Here is a 16,409-nt window from a genome sequence, read left to right on the forward strand (position 1 = left end):
CTCGGCTCCGCGAAATACGATAGATGCTCGCGGGCGGCAGGTACATTGCGGCTGCCGCAAAACTCCTTACAAGTCTCGCCATAGTCGTGATTGGAGCGACGAGAGGGAGAGCCGGTGCTGCATCACATTTCATTTGGCGTAGCGAACATCGAAAGATCAGTCGCTTTTTATGACGCCGCTTTTGAACCCCTTGGCTATGTCCGGGTCTGGGAAGACCTTTCTCCCGGCGATCCAGACCAGGCAGTAGGCTATGGTTTGCCCGGTGGTGGCGACAAATTTACGATTAAGCTTCGAGGTGAAGAGGCTCACTGTCCGGGGGCTGGTTTCCACCTTGCGTTTGCAGCTCCAAGTCGAAGCGCGGTCACCTTGTTCCACAAGGCTGCCCTGGACCATGGCGGCCTGGACAATGGAGCACCAGGTCTGCGAACGCATTATGGACCCAACTACTATGCCGCCTTCATTATTGATCCTGATGGGCACCGACTTGAAGCCGTCTGCAAAGAGCCGGAAGTTGCAAGTTTGCAACATACTGATGTCCACTGCGGGCCATCTGCGGACGACAGCCTTGCCATGTGAAGGCCTGGAATATGCTCGAAAAGAGCTTCGACCTAACTGTGCCGATTAGAGAAGCGCCCGCCTGCGGCCGCCGCGATCACCAGAAAGCTATGACCCTGCAGTTGCCTGATCGCATCTCGCTCGCAAGCCCCAACCAGGAGCGGATGCGCGAAGATCAGCCGGCCTCCGCGTCCCTCAAGGCGACGATCTCGGTCGCGTTGTCGTTGGCGGCGAACTGCTCCAGCGTCATGTTGTCGAGGATCGAGGCGATCGCATCGCGAACATTGCTCATCGACTTGCGCACATGACAGTTGACCGGATCGGCACAATCGTCGCAGGCCTCGAAGGCGGTGCGGCTGGCGCAGCGGATCGGCGCGAGCGGTCCGTCCAGCGTGCGGATGACCTGGCCGATGCGGATGTCGGAGGCTGGCCTGGAGAGCGAATAGCCGCCGCCCGGTCCTTTCTTTGAGCGCAGGATGCCGGCATTACGCAGTTCGAGCAGGATCGCGTCCAGGAACTTCTTCGGAATATTGTTCCGCGTGGCGATCTCGGTGATGAAGGCGGTCTCTCCGGGCTCCAGTTGAGCCAGGTCGACAAGGGCCTTGAGCCCGTATTTTCCTTTTTTGGTCAACATGTCACTTCGCTTTCCTGAACAAGGAAGGCCGCCACAACACCGCTTCCCGCGGCATTCACCGGGGGTAACGGGTTGTGACGGCCGCACTCTTTCGCTTAGGATGTACTACACCCAAACTGCACCATTCTCAATAAGATAAGTCAGTTACTGTATAGATTTAGTGATTTTAGTAGGCGCTTTTATGGCACGGAGGGGAATTTCTCCGGTCACGGGTGACTTTTGCCGGCATTGGACGCAAAAGCGAGCGCCCACTGCAGCAAACAAAACCTCGCCACTTCGGCAAAATGCGCTGCTCGGGACGACGCGCCTATACGGTCAGATGCCGGCGCGCCTCTGATGTGTCCAGCGTTTCGGGTGCGCCCTCGTGGACCACCGCACCCCGGTCCATGATGTAGACGTGATCGGCAAGCTCGCGGCAGAAATCGAGATACTGCTCGACCAAGAGGATCGCCATGCCGGTCGAATCCCTGAGATAGCGGATCGCCCGGCCGATATCCTTGATGATCGAGGGCTGGATGCCTTCGGTTGGCTCGTCGAGCACAAGGATCTTCGGTCGCGTCACCAGCGCCCGGCCGATCGCCAGTTGCTGCTGCTGGCCGCCGGAGAGGTCGCCGCCGCGGCGACCAAGCATCGAGCGCAGCACCGGGAAGAGGTTGAAGACGTCCTCCGGTATCGAGCGGTCGCCGCGCTTCAGGGGCGCATAGCCGGTCTCCAGGTTCTCCTTGACCGTCAGCAGCGGAAAAATCTCACGCCCCTGGGGGACGTAGCCGATACCTTCTTTTGCCCGCCGATAGGGCGCCATGCCGGCGAGCGCGACACCGTTGAAACCTATCGCGCCGGCGCTGACGGGATGCTGGCCGGTGATCGCCCGAAGCAGGCTCGACTTGCCGACGCCGTTGCGCCCGAGCACACAGGTGATCTTGCCCATTTCGGCCGTGATCGACACGTTGCGCAGGGCCTGGGCGGCACCATAATGAAGATTGACGTTTTCGACGCTGAGCATGGCGCGCCCTCCTTCGCGATTTTCGGTGTGGGCCATCACCGGCCAAGATAGTTCTCGATCACTTTCGGATCGCTGCTGACGAAGTCGATCGACCCCTCCGCGAGCACCGCGCCTTCGGCAAGGCAGGTGACCTTGACGCCGAGCTCGCGGATGAAGCCCATGTCGTGCTCGACGACGACGACCGAACGGGACTTGGCGATCTCCTTGAGCAGGATCGCCGTCTCGGCGGTCTCGGCATCCGTCATGCCGGCAACCGGCTCGTCGACGAGCAGAAGCTCCGGCTCCTGCGCAAGCAGCATGCCGATCTCCAGCCATTGCTTCTGCCCATGCGAAAGGTTGGCGGCGAGATCATCGCGGCGGGGGGACATGCGGATAGTCGCAAGGATCTCCTCGATGCGTGCCCGATCTTCTGCCGTCAGCCGATAGAACAGTGTCGAGAACACGCCGCGCTTGCGGTTGAGCGCGAGTTCGAGATTATCCCACACCGTGTGGCTTTCAAACACCGTCGGCTTCTGGAACTTGCGGCCGATTCCTAGCGAGGCGATCTCCGCCTCATCTCTCTTCGTCAGGTCGATCTCGCCCTTGAAGAACACCTGCCCCTCGTCCGGCCGCGTCTTGCCGGTGATGATGTCCATCATCGTCGTTTTCCCGGCGCCGTTCGGGCCGATGATCGCCCGCAGTTCCCCCGGCTCGACAACGAAGGAGAGCGCATTCAACGCCTTGAAACCGTCGAAGGAAACGGAAACACCGTCGAGGTAGAGAAGGCTGGTCGGCTTGGTCTGCCCGATCGTCTGGTTCATGTCGCCTACTCCGCCGCCATGGGTTCAACAGCAAGATTGTTCGGCGTTTCAGCCGCCTGCCCCCTAAGCTCGGCACGCCGGCGAGCGAAGTAGGCGCCGGCTGTTCCGACAACGCCCTTCGGCAGGAAGAGGGTGACGAGCACGAAGAGACCACCGAGCGCAAACAGCCAGAATTCCGGGAAGGCGGCGGTGAAGATGCTCTTGCCGCCATTGACGAGGATGGCGCCGACGATCGGGCCGATCAGCGTGCCGCGCCCGCCGACCGCCGTCCAGATCACCACCTCGATCGAATTGCCGGGCTCGAACTCGCCGGGATTGATGATGCCGACCTGGGGCACATAGAGCGCGCCGGCAATGCCGGCCATCATCGCCGATAGGGTGAAGGCAAAGAGCTTGATGTGCTCGACGCGGTAGCCGAGGAAGCGCGTCCGGCTTTCCGCGTCGCGGACTGCCACGAGCACCTTGCCGTACTTGGAACGTACGATCGCCGAGGTCAGGATCAGGCAGAGCGCCAGCATCAGCGCCGAGGCAGCGAACAAGGCGGCGCGCGTGCCGTTAGCCTGGATGTTGAAGCCGAGGATGTCCTTGAAATCGGTCAATCCGTTGTTGCCGCCGAAGCCCATGTCGTTGCGGAAGAAGGCAAGCAGCAGCGCATAGGTCATCGCCTGGGTGATGATCGAGAGATAGACGCCGTTGACGCGCGAGCGGAAGGCGAACCAGCCGAAGACGAAGGCGAGCAGCCCCGGCACCAGCACCACCATGAGCGCGGCAAACCAGAACATGTCGAAGCCGTGCCAGAACCACGGCAGCTCCTTCCAGTTGAGGAACACCATGAAATCCGGCAGCAGCGGGTTGCCATAGGAGCCGCGCGCCCCGATCTGGCGCATCAGGTACATGCCCATGGCGTAACCGCCGAGCGCGAAGAAAGCCGCATGCCCGAGAGAAAGGATGCCGCAGAAACCCCAGACGAGATCGAGCGCCAGCGCCAGCAGCGCATAGGTCAGGTACTTGCCGAACAGCGACACAAGATAGGTCGGCACGTGCAGTGGATGATCGGGCGCGGTCAAAAGGTTGAGCGCCGGGACAAGCATCGCGAGGCCGACAAGGATCGCAACGGCGATCAGAATGCTGCGGTCGAACGACCGCATCAGAAATGACGTGATCATGCTTCCACCGCCCTTCCCTTGAGCGCGAAGAGGCCGCGCGGTTTCTTCTGGATGAAGAGGATGATCAGCACCAGCACGAGGATCTTGCCGAGCACCGCGCCGGCGTAGGGTTCCAGGAACTTGTTGAGGATGCCGAGCGAGAAGGCGCCGACGAGCGTGCCCCAGAGATTGCCGACGCCGCCGAAGACGACGACCATGAAGCTGTCGATGATGTAGCCCTGGCCGAGATTGGGCGAGACGTTGTCGATCTGCGAGAGCGCAACGCCGGCCATCCCTGCGATGCCGGACCCGAGCGCGAAGGTGAGCGCGTCCACCCAGGGGGTGCGGATACCCATCGACGACGCTATGCGCCGGTTCTGGGTTACGGCCCGCATCTTAAGGCCCATCGACGTCCTCTTGAGCAGGAACAGCAGCGCCGCAAATACCGCCAGCGCGAAAACGATGATCCACAGGCGGTTCCAGGTGATGGTCAGCCCGCCAAGCTCGAAGGCGCCGGACATCCACGAGGGATTGCCGACCTCGCGGTTGGTCGGCCCGAAGATTGAGCGCACCGATTGCTGCAGGATCAGGGATATGCCCCAGGTGGCAAGCAGCGTCTCCAGCGGGCGGCCGTAGAGAAAGCGGATGACGCCGCGTTCGATCGCAAGGCCGACGGCGCCGGTTACGAGAAAGGCAAGCGGCAGAGCGATCGCCAGCGACCAGTCGAAAAGCTGAGGATAGGAGCTGCGTATGACCTCCTGCACCAGGAAGGTCGTGTAGGCGCCGAGCATGACCATCTCGCCATGGGCCATGTTGATGATGCCCATGACACCGAAGGTAATGGCAAGGCCGATCGCCGCCAGCAGGAGGACCGAGCCGAGCGACAGGCCGTACCAGACGTTCTGGCCGGCATTCCAGAAGGCCTGAGTCTGCTCGATCCGGGCAATTGCCGTCTCGATATCGGGCTTCAGAGAAGCATCGGCGGTGGCGAGCGCAGAGGTCAGAACGGCAAGGCCGTTCCGCCCGTTGCCTTCCGCAAGTAGCGCGATCGCATGGCGCTTCTGATCTTCCGGGCGATCCGAGACGAGCAGCGTCACCGCGCGGGCCTCATCGAGAACCTGGCGAACAGCCCCGTCTCTCTCGGCCGCGATCGCCGTTTCGATCGCCTCAAGCGCATCGGCATTCGGCGTCTGCAGCATGGATTGCGCCGCCTTCAGCCGCGCTCTGGTATCGTCGCTGAAGAGCGTGAGGCCTCCGAGCGCGCTGCGAACCGCGCGGCGCACGGCGTTGTTGACCTTGACCTTCTGCATCGCCGCCTTCGGTGCCGCTCCGGCGCCAGCCCCGGTCGCGGGATCGACGAGCAGCAGGTCTGCGCCCTGCGCCTTGACGAGGAAAACCTTGCCGTCGGACTTGCGCTGATAAAGTTCCCCCTCGCCCAATGCCTCAAGCACCGGAATGACCTTCGCGTCGCCGGTCTTGGCCAGCGCCGTTATGTGGTCGTCCATGTCGGAAAGTTTCGCGCTGCCCAGCTGATCGATCAGCGGGCCGAGGCCTTCGGCTGCGCGAGAACCGACCACATGGGCCGATATCACCAGACACAGCGCAACGAACAGGATCTGCAGAATTCGGTACATGGCCCCCTCATCCGGGTCCGTTCATGCTGCGCATGCACAAACCCGTCATAGCCCAAGCAAGCTCCCTTCGCTCGTGCGCGCCGCCGAACGAAGGGCATGCTTGCCTCAAGTTTTCGTCATGCAATCACTTTCCGGGCGGCAAGCCGCCCGGTCTATGACTAGGTGATGAAATCAGGAGCCCTTGCCGCCGCACTTGCCGGTGGCGACGTTGAAGTTGCCGCAGGACATCGGCGCGCGCCAATCGGAGATCAGGTCTTTCGAGTCCGGCAGATAATCGGACCATTCGTCGCCGACGACGAGGCCGGGTGTTTCCCAGACGGTCTCGAACTGGCCGTCGCCCTGGATCTCGCCGATCAGCACCGGCTTGGTAATGTGGTGGTTCGGCATCATCGTCGAGTAGCCGCCCGAAAGATTGGGGACGGAGACGCCGATCATCGCGTCGAGAACGGCGTCCGTATCGGTCGTGCCGGCCTTTTCGACCGCCTTCAGCCACATGTTGAAGCCGATGTAATGCGCTTCCATCGGGTCGTTGGTCACGCGCTTGTCGTTCTTGGTGTAGGCCTTCCAGGTCTTGATGAACTCGGCATTGGCCGGTGTATCGACCGACTGGAAGTAGTTCCAGGCGGCCAGATGCCCGACCAGCGGCGTGGTATCGAGGCCGGCCAGTTCCTCTTCGCCGACCGAGAAGGCGACGACCGGAATATCCTCGGCCTTGACACCCTGGTTCGCCAGTTCCTTGTAGAAGGGCACGTTGGCGTCGCCGTTGATCGTCGAGACGACGGCGGTCTTCTTGCCGGCCGAGCCGAACTTCTTGATGTCGGAAACGATCGTCTGCCAGTCGGAGTGACCGAAGGGCGTATAGTTGATCATGATGTCCTCGGGCTTCACGCCCTTGGAGATCAGATAGGCTTCGAGGATCTTGTTGGTCGTGCGCGGATAGACATAGTCGGTGCCCGCGAGCACCCAACGCTCGACGCTCTCGTTTTCCATCAGATAGTCGACGGCCGGGATCGCCTGCTGGTTCGGCGCCGCCCCCGTGTAGAAGACGTTGCGCTGGCTTTCCTCGCCCTCATACTGGACGGGATAGAAGAGGATCGAGTTCAACTCCTCGAACACCGGCAGAACCGACTTGCGCGATACCGAGGTCCAGCAGCCGAAGACCGCCGAGACCTTGTCGACCGAGACCAGTTCGCGCGCCTTTTCGGCAAACAGCGGCCAGTCGGACGCGGGATCGACGACGACGGCCTCGAGCTTCTTGCCGAGCAGGCCGCCCTTCTTGTTCTGCTCGTCGATCAGCATCAGCATGGCGTCCTTCAGCGTCGTCTCGGAGATCGCCATGGTGCCGGAGAGCGAATGCAGGATGCCAACCTTGATCGTGTCGTCAGCGGCGAAAGCGCCGCTGAAAGCCGTGGTCGACAGGATGGCGGCCAGGAATGCGCCGGTCACGCTTGTCTTGATAGTCATCTGATGGAACCCCTCTCGTTCTGGAGCAACTGGCCTTTCGGTGCTTCTAGCCGCTGCTTAAGGGGATCATCGGACAGCCACGCTGCACTGCACATACGTCATTCTACGTAGGCGCCGGGGGCAAAGAGGAACGGTGCGACGGTTCGTTCGCGGGCGGCCTCAGCGCAGCGATGACGTCGGGCTTGACCTTCCCTCCGTTGGAAGCCCTAGAACGGATCTGACCGCGTGGCAGCCGGCTTGCGGCCACGCCACATATTCGACGCGAATCGATTGGCAGCAGGGCGGCTATCGCCGGCCCACCGACGCAGGGGAATGCCGAAAGACATGACGTCCTCACTTCATCCGCATTGGGATACGGCCCGGGAGAAACGCTCGCTCACCTTGCGCTTCGTTGCTTTCGCAATCCTGCTGGCAAGTCTGCTGCTCGGCGGCAACGCGGGCGCGGAACGCATGCACGCGGTCGTCGTCGTCAGCTATCTCGCCATCAGCGTGGCTTCGGTGGCGACGGCACGCTATCTGCCCGGCCGCTCCTGGCTGACGACCCTCTTCGTCGTTCTCGATGCGCTCTTGGTCGCGCTGCTGCTCTACGCCCATATTCTGGCCGGCCCGGTGACAGCGAACCACAATCTGACGACGACCAGCCTCGTCGTCGCCTTCATCCTGCTCGTCCATGTCGGACTCAAGCTGGAGCGACGCCTCGTCCTCCTTTTTTCCGCCATCGTGCTCATAGCCTGGGTGACGATGCTGGCGATGACTGCCGCAAGGCACGATGCCTCTGGACCGCTTTCGCTGCTCGGGGCATTCTTCAACCAGGATCTCGGCCTGACCGTCAGCTTTGGCTTCACCGCCTTTGCCATCTATCTTCTAGCGCGCGACCACGACCGGACGCGCAAGGAAGCGCTCAAGGCAGACCAGCGACGGCAAAATCTCTCGCGCTTCTTTTCACCGCTGGTGGTCTCCGCCCTGCAGGAGAAAGGCGATGTACTCGGGCTCGAGCGACGCAGCGCCGCGATCATGTTCGTCGATCTGCGCGATTTCACCAGCTTCGCCGAGGCGGCACCGGCGCCTGAGCTCGCCTTCGTGCTTGCCGAATATCGCCAACTCGTCTCGCAGACGATCTTCGAACACGGCGGCACCGTCGACAAGTTCATCGGCGATGGGGTCATGGCGGTCTTCGGCCAGCCGAGACCGAAGGAGGACGACGCCGACAGGGCACTTGCCTGCGCGCTCGATCTCGTCGACATCCTTGCGGACTGGAAGAACCACAACGCGCGCAACAACCACCCTGTCCTCGATGCCGGCATCGGGCTGCACTACGGCACCGTCGTCGGTGGCGTTCTCGACAGCGGCTGCCACAGCGAGTTCACCGTCATCGGCGACGCGGTCAATGTCGCCCAGCGCCTGGAATCCATGACCAAGACGCTGCAGGTGCCGCTCGTCGTCTCGGCCTCGCTGATCTGCCGGCTTCAAGCACCAGCGCCTGAAGCCGCATGGATATCGCACGAGGCGGTCGTGCTGCCAGGTCGTCGCCTTCCGGTCGACATCTGGTGTCTTCACCGGGAGACCGGGTCGGCCCGCCCGAACGAGGACGAGCCTTCCGTCGCTCCGCAGTCGCTGACGATCACCGACCGCTGAAGCGAAGCTTGAAGCGCGTGGTGAAATCACCGCCCCACCACATGGGGAAGTTGGTGCCCCATTTGTTGTTGTGGATGTTGAAGCGGACACCCGCGGAATAATCGGGCAGGTCCTTGCAGAAGGCCATGAACGGCCAGGACTGCGGCGCCACCAGCGGCGTGTCGAGGTTTTCGACCATGAGCTCCGCACCGCCCGCCAGTTGCCCCTTGACGGCCGTGACCGCCTGCAACTGGGCGCCGCCGGCGCGGGCGAAATTGTCGGTCGCGTGCCAGTGCCCCATCTTGCGCACATCCCACGCGGTCTGCCCCTCCGGGGTGAACGACAGGAAGCTTGCCTCCGGCATGCGGTTGGCATTCTTGTCATAAAGCGTCAGCCGGATGTCGAGCCCGTCCTTGCCGCCGGAGAAGGCTATGACGATTTCCGCCGGCGCGCCAAAGCGCTCGACCGCCTCGGACGTCATCGTGGCGATGACAGACGTACCTGCCGTGCCGCGGAACTTCGGGCGATGGACGTCCGAGCGCGCTTCGGCGACATGCGCCAGCCCCGGCTTGTCGTGGTCGAGCACGGCCCAGTCCATCCATTGGGTGAGGTAAGTATCCATGTGGCGGCGCACGTCGCCGGCATCGTAGCTTTCATAGCGATAGGCGATCAGCGAGCCGTTGGCGCCGCGGATCGTCCGGCCGTCGGGCGCGGTGAGAGCGGCAACGTCGCCGGTTGCCGGATCGAGTTCGATGATCCAGCCGCCGACATCGAGCCGCGTGGCGGCTCCGGTCGCCTCCGGACGTGACGGAACGGCGATCTCGGCCAGGGCCGCCTCGGCGCGCGCCGCATCCTCGGCCTCAAGTTCGGCAACCGCCTGGTCGAGATAGGCGCGCTGCTCCGCCCAGGAAGCCTCGGTGTAGTGGAAGCGTGGATCGGATTTTCGCGCCGCCTCGAAAGCCGGCCGTGCCCAGGCCTTCTCGTCGCGCAGGAAGGATTTGATGTCGACGCCGCAGGTGTGTTCTGCGACCAGCGCAAGCTTGCGGCCGAAAGCCTGACGGTTTGCCGTCATCCGCTCCGCGGCGAAACGATCATAGAGCCGCTGCAGTGCCAGATAGCGGGCGATCTTTTCCGGATCGGTGCCGCTGCCGTGAATCCAGCTGTCGCCGAGTTCCTTCTCCACCACCGGGAAACGTTCGCGCGCCTCCCACATCAGCGTGCCGTAGTCCTCCAGCGTCGCCGCCCGCACGGTGGCATCAGGCTCGCGCTTCAGGATCTCGCGATAGGCCTCGGCCGTCTGTGACACGCTCTGCGGGCCGATATTGTCGCTGGTGTGGGCAAAGCTCAGGCCATCGGAGAGGCCCTCGGGGAAATAGGTCTCGCCATAGGAGCGCTGATACATGACGACGATCTCCTTGCCGCCGGGCGCCCGCCAGCGGAAAACGTCAGGAATTTCCGGCGGCGGCGAAGCGGAGTTCACGCCGATATGGAGGAAACGCACGCCGGCTTCAGCCAGCAGAGGCACCATGCCGAGCGTATGGCCGGGCACGTCTGTCATCTTGGCGGCGATCGTCTTCAGGCCGAAACGCCGGTCGAGCTCCTGCCCATAGGAGAGCCCGGCGCGGAACAGGTCCGGCGACATCAGCTCCGTATGGGTCGTGAAGGGCAGTGCGTGCCAGCGGATCAGGCCGCGCTCGATCGCCTGCTCCAGCCGCGCGACTTCCTCTTTCGAGCGTGAATTGAGATGGTCAGAGATCAGCCAGGCGCCGGTCGTCCAGACGAACAACGGCTCGTCCGGATTCTCCTTGAAGAAATGCGCCCCGGTCTCGATCGCCTGCGGAATGAAACGTTCGTGATACTGCTTTCGGATTTTCTCGGCATGATCGGTAAAACCGATGTCGAGATGGGTCTTGAAGACGACGTGGATGCGTTTTTCGGTCATGTTCGCTACCTTCAGCCGACGGTGCCCCGCACGATCAGGCGGGTGTTGAGTGTCTCGGTAAGCGGCGCGGCATCGGGTGCCCTCAGCCGCATGAGGATCAGACGCACGAGTGCGCGCACCCGCTCGTCGAGGTCGATGCGCACGGTGGTGAGGTTGTAACTTTTCCAGTGCGCCTGCGGGATGTCGTCGAAGCCGACGACCTTGACGTCCTCGGGTACGGATAGGCCGAGTTCGTGGCGCAGCGCATCGATCGCGCCGAAGGCACCGACGTCGTTGGCCGCGAAAATCGCATCGGCGCCCTCGCCGATGCGAAAGAGATCGAGTGTCGCCCGATAGGCGGTGTCATAGGTGTAATCGCCCGCAAGCACGATCGGCGCATCCATGCCGCGTTCGGCCAGCGTCTCCTTCAGCGTGCGCTCGCGCTCGGCATTGGCAAGCGACTGCGCCTTGCCGCCGAGATAGGCGATGCGGCGCGCGCCATAGCCCTGAAGCAGGGCCACTGCCTGCTCGATGCCGTTTTTCTGGCGAACGAGCAGCCGGTCGTAGAGCGTGCCGGACGCAGCGCCCGCAAACTGCGCGACGTCGTCATAGATCACGTAGATCGGCACAGCGCGATCGAGGAAGCCGCAGAGCACATCCGGCAGGATGTTCTCGGTAAAGGCAATCACCGAGTCCGGATTGAAGCCGCGCATATAGGTCAAGAGCCGCGGATCCATGCTGAAATCGGCCTTCACCTTGAAGAGCAGCGTCGCGAAGCCTTCGGCCTGCAGCGCCGTCGTCAGCGCATCGATCTCCTGGCTTTCCCAGGGGCTGCACACGTCGGGCACGATCATGCCGACGAGATGCGAGCGGCCGGTCACCAGCGAGCGCGCCGCCATGTCGGGCGTGTAGTTCAGTTCGCGCGCCACCTGAAGAATGCGATCGCGTTTTTCCGGCTTCAGCGACGCGTTCGGGTTGAAGGCGCGCGATACCGCCACACGGGAAACATTGGCCTCGCGCGCCACCTGGTCTGCAGTGGCTCGGGCGGCTTTCTTGTCGGCGCGATCGTTCATCTATCCGTCACAAAATGAAAACGTGTTCATTCACAAAAGAGAGCAACGCGACGATTTCGTCAAGTGGGATAGATATTCTGCCGATATTTACGAAGGGAATGCGTGATCCATGTTGACAAAAATGAAAGCGTGTTCATTCTTGACCGTCGTCGGGACGCCGGACCTGGAGGAGGGACGGACTGTCGCACCAGACATTCAGGTCCTTGAACGGACCTATCGGGAGGAGAAAACATGCGTACCAGGTTTCATTCCCTATTGCTCAGCGCAGCCGCGGCCATCGCTTTTGCAGCACCAGTGAGCGCCACCGAACTCAACATCACCTGCCGCTGCGTCGTCGGCGGCGTGAACAGCGGCATGGCCGAATGGATCGAAAAGAAGGTCATTCCGGCCTTTACCGAAAAGATGAAGGCCGAGGGCAAGGACGTCACCGTCAAGCTCACCCAGTTCGGCGGCGAGGACGAGCAATTGACGCAGCAGCTCGCGCTCGACTTTTCGACCGGTGCCGGCCCTGACGTCTCCGGCTTCGACGGCTTCCTGATCCCGAGCTTCGTTCAGGGCAATCTCCTGAAGTCGCTTGAGGAAGTGGCGGGCCCGGACGTGCCGAAGTGGGAAGGCTGGCAGCATATTTCCGACGGCACAAAGGCGCTGATGAGCTACCAGGGCAAGCCCTACGGCATTGCACTCGGCACCGACGCGCGCATGATCTTCGTGCGCAAGGACCTCTTCAAATCGGCTGGCCTCGATGCCGACAACTGGCAGCCGAAATCCTGGGAGGAGCTGCTTGAGGCTGCCCGCAAGATCAAATCCGCAGCCCCCGAAAGCTTCCCGCTGCAGCTCAACGCCGGCGTCTCCATGGGCGAGGCGACGACCATGCAGGGCTACTGGATGGCGCTGCTCGGCACCGGCGAGCAGGTCACCGACGACAGCGGCAAGTACATCGTTTCGAGCCAGGGCATCCTCGACACGCTTAAGCTCTACAAGACCATCTATGTCGACGAAAAGCTCGGCGACCAGCGCGCGCAGCTTTTGGCGGACGGCCGCAACCGCACCTTCGCCAATTTCCGCGACGGCAAGACGGCGATGCTGGTTGAAGGCGACTGGTTCTATCGCTCGGTCACGGCGCCCGGCGCCGAATTCGCCGTCGCCGACCGCGACAGCACCATGACCTGGAAGAAGATGCCCGCCGCGGCACCGGGCAAGGGCCTGCGTGGCCAGGACTTCGTCACGATGTCCGGCGGCACCGGCTTCGTCATCAATCCGCATACGGACGCGCCTGCCGAATCCTGGGCGCTGCTCTCGTTCATGAACAGCAAGGAGCAGCTCGACGCCTTCCAGGAGATCCAGCCGGCGATCCGCATTCGCGATGACGTGGCGATCCCGAATTCGCCGTTCCTGACCGAGACGGCAACGACCCTGCTGCCGATCACCACGGCACGTCCAAACGACGCGAACTACAACAAGGTCTCGACCGAGATCCAGCGCATGACCGAAAGCGTCGTCTCCGGCGAACTTTCGCCCGAGGATGCGATGGCCCAGTACAAGGCGGCCGTCATCGCCATCGTCGGCGAAGAAAACACCGTCAGCACGCTCTAGAATGCGGTGCGGGATCCGGGCCGCCCGGACCCCGCCTCTGATCCGGCGACCAGAGCATCCGGCCTCCTTTAGGCGGCCGGGTGTACGATCCAGGACAAGGGCCATGACACGAGCATGAAGAAGTTCTCACTGCTTTCGACGCGCGCCGGCGCGCTCTTCCTCGCGCCAGCCTCGGCCCTCGTCGGGGTCTTCGTCATCATTCCCTTCTTCTGGGTGATCTTCGTCTCCTTCACCAACCGGACGCTGCTTGGGCGCACGGCCGTCGACCCTGATTTCGTCGGCCTGCAGAACTATTTCGCCCTCTTCAATCCCACGACCTTCTTCACCCGCGGCCAGTTCGGCTTCTCGCTGATCCTGACGATCCAGTTCGTGCTGCTCTCGGCCCTCATCGGCCAGGCGCTGCTCGGGCTGCTGCTCGCCTGGCTCAGCCAGTCGGTAACGCCGACGCTGAAATCCTTTCTGCAGACGGCCGTCATCGCCGCCTGGATCCTGCCTGAAGTGGTGATCGGCTTCGCCTGGTTCGCCTTCCTCGACTACGACAACGGCACGCTCAACATGATCCTGCGCGGCCTCGGCCTGCCGCCGGGCGACTGGCTGCTGCAGCAGCCCTTCTGGGTGATCGTGTTCTTCAACACCTGGCGGGGTGCGGCCTTCTCGATGATGCTGTTCAACTCGGCCTTCCAGTCGATCCCGCCAAGCTATTTCCAGGCGGCCGATGTCGCCGGCGCCACCTCCTGGCAGAAGCTGCGCGACATCGCCTTGCCGCTGATCCGCGGCCACGTCGTCACGGATTTGATCCTCATCACCATGTGGACCTTCAACGTCTTCACGCCGTTCCTGCTGACCCATGGTGGGCCGTCCTACCGGACCGAGATCCTGTCGATCTACACTTACCGCATCGCGTTCAAGGATTTCGAGTTCGGCAAGGGCGCCGCCGTCGGCGTGGTCATCATGCTGATCAACCTCGCCTTCGCGCTCGTCTATCTTCGCCTTGCCCACAAGAAGCCGGCGGAGGCGGAATGATGCAGAAGAAGGCTCAGAACATCTTCGTGCGACGCACGGTCTTTGCCGCCGCCGCCACCTTCCTCGGCACGGTCTTTGCGCTGCCGCTCGTCTGGTTCTTCTTTGCGCCGTTCAACGCGCGCGCCGAACTCGGGCTTGCCATCCCCTCGCCCTTCACGCTGTCGAACTTCGCGACCGTGTTCCAGAACACCTTCGCCATGCAGGCGCTGCTCAACAGCCTCATCCAGGCCGCGGGCGGGGTGGTGCTGGTCGGTGCCGCGGCAACCCTTGCCGCCTATGCGCTGTCGCGCTCGCCGATCCCCGGCAAGGGCGCGGTCACCTACATCCTCCTCCTCTTCTCCTCGGTGGTCTCGGGCTCGGCGGCGATGGTGCCGATCTTCCTGATCATCTCGGCGGCAGGCCTCATCGATACCCATCTCGCCGTCATCCTCGTCTTTGCCGGTGGGCTGCTGCCGACGGCGATGTTCATTCTTCGCGATTTCATCGACGCGATCCCCCGCTCCTACGAGGAAAGCGCGATGGTTGCGGGCGCCTCGCCGCTCCAGGCCTTCTTCGACGTGGCTCTGCCGGTCATCCGGCCGGGCATCGTCGTGGTCGTCGTCTGGGCCTTCGTCAACATCTGGGGCAGCTTCCTCATCCCCTTCATCCTCCTTCGCAGCGACAAGCTGATGCCGGCATCCGTCGCCATCTATTCGTTCTATTCGGAAGCGGGCACGCCGATCGTCACGCTGCTCGCCGCCTATTCGCTGATCTATTCGCTGCCGGTGATCGCCCTCTATCTCCTCGTGAATTGGAAATTCGGTTTCCGGTTCTTCGGTGGCATCAAGTCGTAATCGGAACCCGCCATGGCCTCTGTCGAATTCCAGAACATCTCCAAGAGCTTCGGCGCCTTCGTCGCCGTGCCCGACATCAGCTTCCAGATCGCCGATGGCGAGTTCATCTGCCTGCTTGGCCCCTCCGGCTGCGGCAAGACGACAAGTCTCCGCATGATCGCGGGCCTCGAAACACCGAGCTCCGGCCGGGTGATGATCGGGGGCCGCGATGTTACCTATCTGCATCCGAAGGACCGCGGCATTTCCATGGTCTTCCAAGATTACGCGCTCTATCCGCACATGAACATCGCCGACAATATCGCCTATCCCTTGAAGGTGCGCGGCGAGCAGGAGACCAAGCGCCACGCCCGCGCCAAGGAAGTGGCCGATGTGCTGAAGATCGGCGACCTGATGAAGCGGCTGCCCAGCCAGATCTCCGGCGGCCAGCAGCAGCGCACGTCGCTGGCACGTGCGCTCGTCTATCCGAGCGAGGTCTACCTTTTCGACGAGCCGCTTTCGAACCTCGACGCGAAACTCCGTCTCGAAGCACGCGGCTTCCTCAACCACCTGCAGCGCGACATGGGCATGACCGCCGTCTACGTCACCCACGACCAGGCCGAAGCCATGGCGCTCGCCACCCGCATCGCCGTCATGGACAAGGGCCGGATCGTGCAGTTCGCACCGCCGATCGAGATTTATCGCCGGCCAGCGACGACCTTTGTCGCCAATTTCGTCGGTAATCCGCCGATGAACCTCGTCCCCGTCGAGGCATCCATCGGCGAAGGCGCCCTGCATCTTCGAGCCGACGGCCTTCAACTTGCGCCGATCGCGCTCACCGACGCCATCGCCAAGGCGGCGAAATCAGGCAGGATGACGCTCGGCGTCCGCCCCGAACATCTTCGCATCGCTGAGCCAAGCGACCGGAACGTGGTTTCAGGAGACCTCTTCGCCAACGAAAACATGGGACCGGAAAGCCTCGTCACCCTCGAGCGCGGCGACAACGGCCGCGTCACCGCGCGCATCTTTACCGACGACGAGATCAAGGTCGGAACGTCCGTGCATCTTTCCTTTGACCAGAAGCACATAACGCTCTTCGACGACACCGGAGCGCGCATTCCGGCGGCCGACGAGCGCTGAG

13 protein-coding genes and 1 pseudogene are annotated in these 16,409 nt (G+C 62.7%); 6 read left to right on the plus strand and 8 right to left on the minus strand.

All coding sequences use genetic code 11. The features are described from left to right. Positions 1-114: 114 nt before the first annotated feature. Positions 115-510: pseudogene (locus XB14_RS18670) on the plus strand (VOC family protein); the annotation flags it as partial. Between the two features lie 220 nt (positions 511-730). Here the strand turns inward: XB14_RS18670 and XB14_RS18675 are convergent. The 6 genes from XB14_RS18675 to urtA form a co-directional block, all read right to left on the minus strand. Further along, positions 731-1,189, minus strand: coding sequence for an RrF2 family transcriptional regulator (locus XB14_RS18675; RefSeq protein ID WP_060522010.1), 459 nt, complete (start codon positions 1,187-1,189; stop codon positions 731-733). A gap of 307 nt (positions 1,190-1,496) precedes the next feature. Then, entirely contained in the window at positions 1,497-2,192 is a 696-nt protein-coding gene (gene urtE / locus XB14_RS18680) for an urea ABC transporter ATP-binding subunit UrtE (RefSeq protein ID WP_077963493.1), read from the minus strand. Positions 2,193-2,227: 35 nt separating this feature from the next. Then, positions 2,228-2,992: an urea ABC transporter ATP-binding protein UrtD gene (gene urtD / locus XB14_RS18685; RefSeq protein WP_077963110.1), complete on the minus strand. Its 765-nt coding sequence runs from the start codon at positions 2,990-2,992 to the stop codon at positions 2,228-2,230. Between the two features lie 5 nt (positions 2,993-2,997). Further along, complete coding sequence (gene urtC / locus XB14_RS18690; protein ID WP_077963111.1) at positions 2,998-4,158, minus strand: urea ABC transporter permease subunit UrtC; 1,161 nt, start codon at positions 4,156-4,158, stop codon at positions 2,998-3,000. Further along, the gene (gene urtB / locus XB14_RS18695) at positions 4,155-5,771 is read right to left on the minus strand and encodes an urea ABC transporter permease subunit UrtB (protein WP_077963112.1); all 1,617 of its coding nucleotides are present in this window, start codon (positions 5,769-5,771) and stop codon (positions 4,155-4,157) included. Before urtB ends, urtC begins: the two co-directional genes overlap by 4 nt. Before the next feature lie 171 nt (positions 5,772-5,942). Further along, a complete protein-coding gene (urtA, locus tag XB14_RS18700; RefSeq protein WP_060522006.1) occupies positions 5,943-7,235 on the minus strand; it encodes an urea ABC transporter substrate-binding protein in 1,293 nt (430 codons plus the stop codon). 324 nt (positions 7,236-7,559) lie between these two features. Between urtA and XB14_RS18705 the strand changes: the two genes are divergently transcribed. Then, positions 7,560-8,870, plus strand: coding sequence for an adenylate/guanylate cyclase domain-containing protein (locus XB14_RS18705; protein ID WP_077963113.1), 1,311 nt, complete (start codon positions 7,560-7,562; stop codon positions 8,868-8,870). Here the strand turns inward: XB14_RS18705 and XB14_RS18710 are convergent. Next, positions 8,857-10,791 carry a DUF5054 domain-containing protein gene (locus XB14_RS18710; protein WP_077963114.1) on the minus strand — a complete coding sequence of 645 codons (1,935 nt, stop codon included), beginning with the start codon at positions 10,789-10,791 and terminating at the stop codon, positions 8,857-8,859. The two genes, XB14_RS18705 and XB14_RS18710, sit on opposite strands and share 14 nt — an antisense overlap. A gap of 11 nt (positions 10,792-10,802) precedes the next feature. Beyond that, positions 10,803-11,843, minus strand: a complete 1,041-nt coding sequence (locus XB14_RS18715) for a LacI family DNA-binding transcriptional regulator (RefSeq protein WP_077963115.1) — start codon at positions 11,841-11,843, stop codon at positions 10,803-10,805. Positions 11,844-12,074: 231 nt separating this feature from the next. Here XB14_RS18715 and XB14_RS18720 point away from each other — a divergent pair, with 231 nt between their 5' ends. The 4 genes from XB14_RS18720 to XB14_RS18735 all read left to right on the plus strand — a co-directional run bounded on the left by XB14_RS18720 (position 12,075) and on the right by XB14_RS18735 (position 16,408). Then, positions 12,075-13,436: an extracellular solute-binding protein gene (locus XB14_RS18720; protein ID WP_077963116.1), complete on the plus strand. Its 1,362-nt coding sequence runs from the start codon at positions 12,075-12,077 to the stop codon at positions 13,434-13,436. A 114-nt stretch (positions 13,437-13,550) separates the two neighbouring features. After that, positions 13,551-14,459 carry a carbohydrate ABC transporter permease gene (locus XB14_RS18725; protein ID WP_077963117.1) on the plus strand — a complete coding sequence of 303 codons (909 nt, stop codon included), beginning with the start codon at positions 13,551-13,553 and terminating at the stop codon, positions 14,457-14,459. Then, entirely contained in the window at positions 14,459-15,292 is an 834-nt protein-coding gene (locus XB14_RS18730; protein ID WP_077963494.1) for a carbohydrate ABC transporter permease, read from the plus strand. Before XB14_RS18725 ends, XB14_RS18730 begins: the two co-directional genes overlap by 1 nt. Positions 15,293-15,304: 12 nt before the next feature. Further along, the gene (locus tag XB14_RS18735) at positions 15,305-16,408 is read left to right on the plus strand and encodes an ABC transporter ATP-binding protein (protein ID WP_077963118.1); all 1,104 of its coding nucleotides are present in this window, start codon (positions 15,305-15,307) and stop codon (positions 16,406-16,408) included. The last annotated feature ends 1 nt before the right edge of the window (position 16,409 follow it).

Origin of the sequence: Ensifer adhaerens (genome assembly GCF_002007205.1) — a bacterium.
Taxonomy (GTDB): Bacteria; Pseudomonadota; Alphaproteobacteria; order Rhizobiales; family Rhizobiaceae; genus Ensifer; species Ensifer adhaerens_D.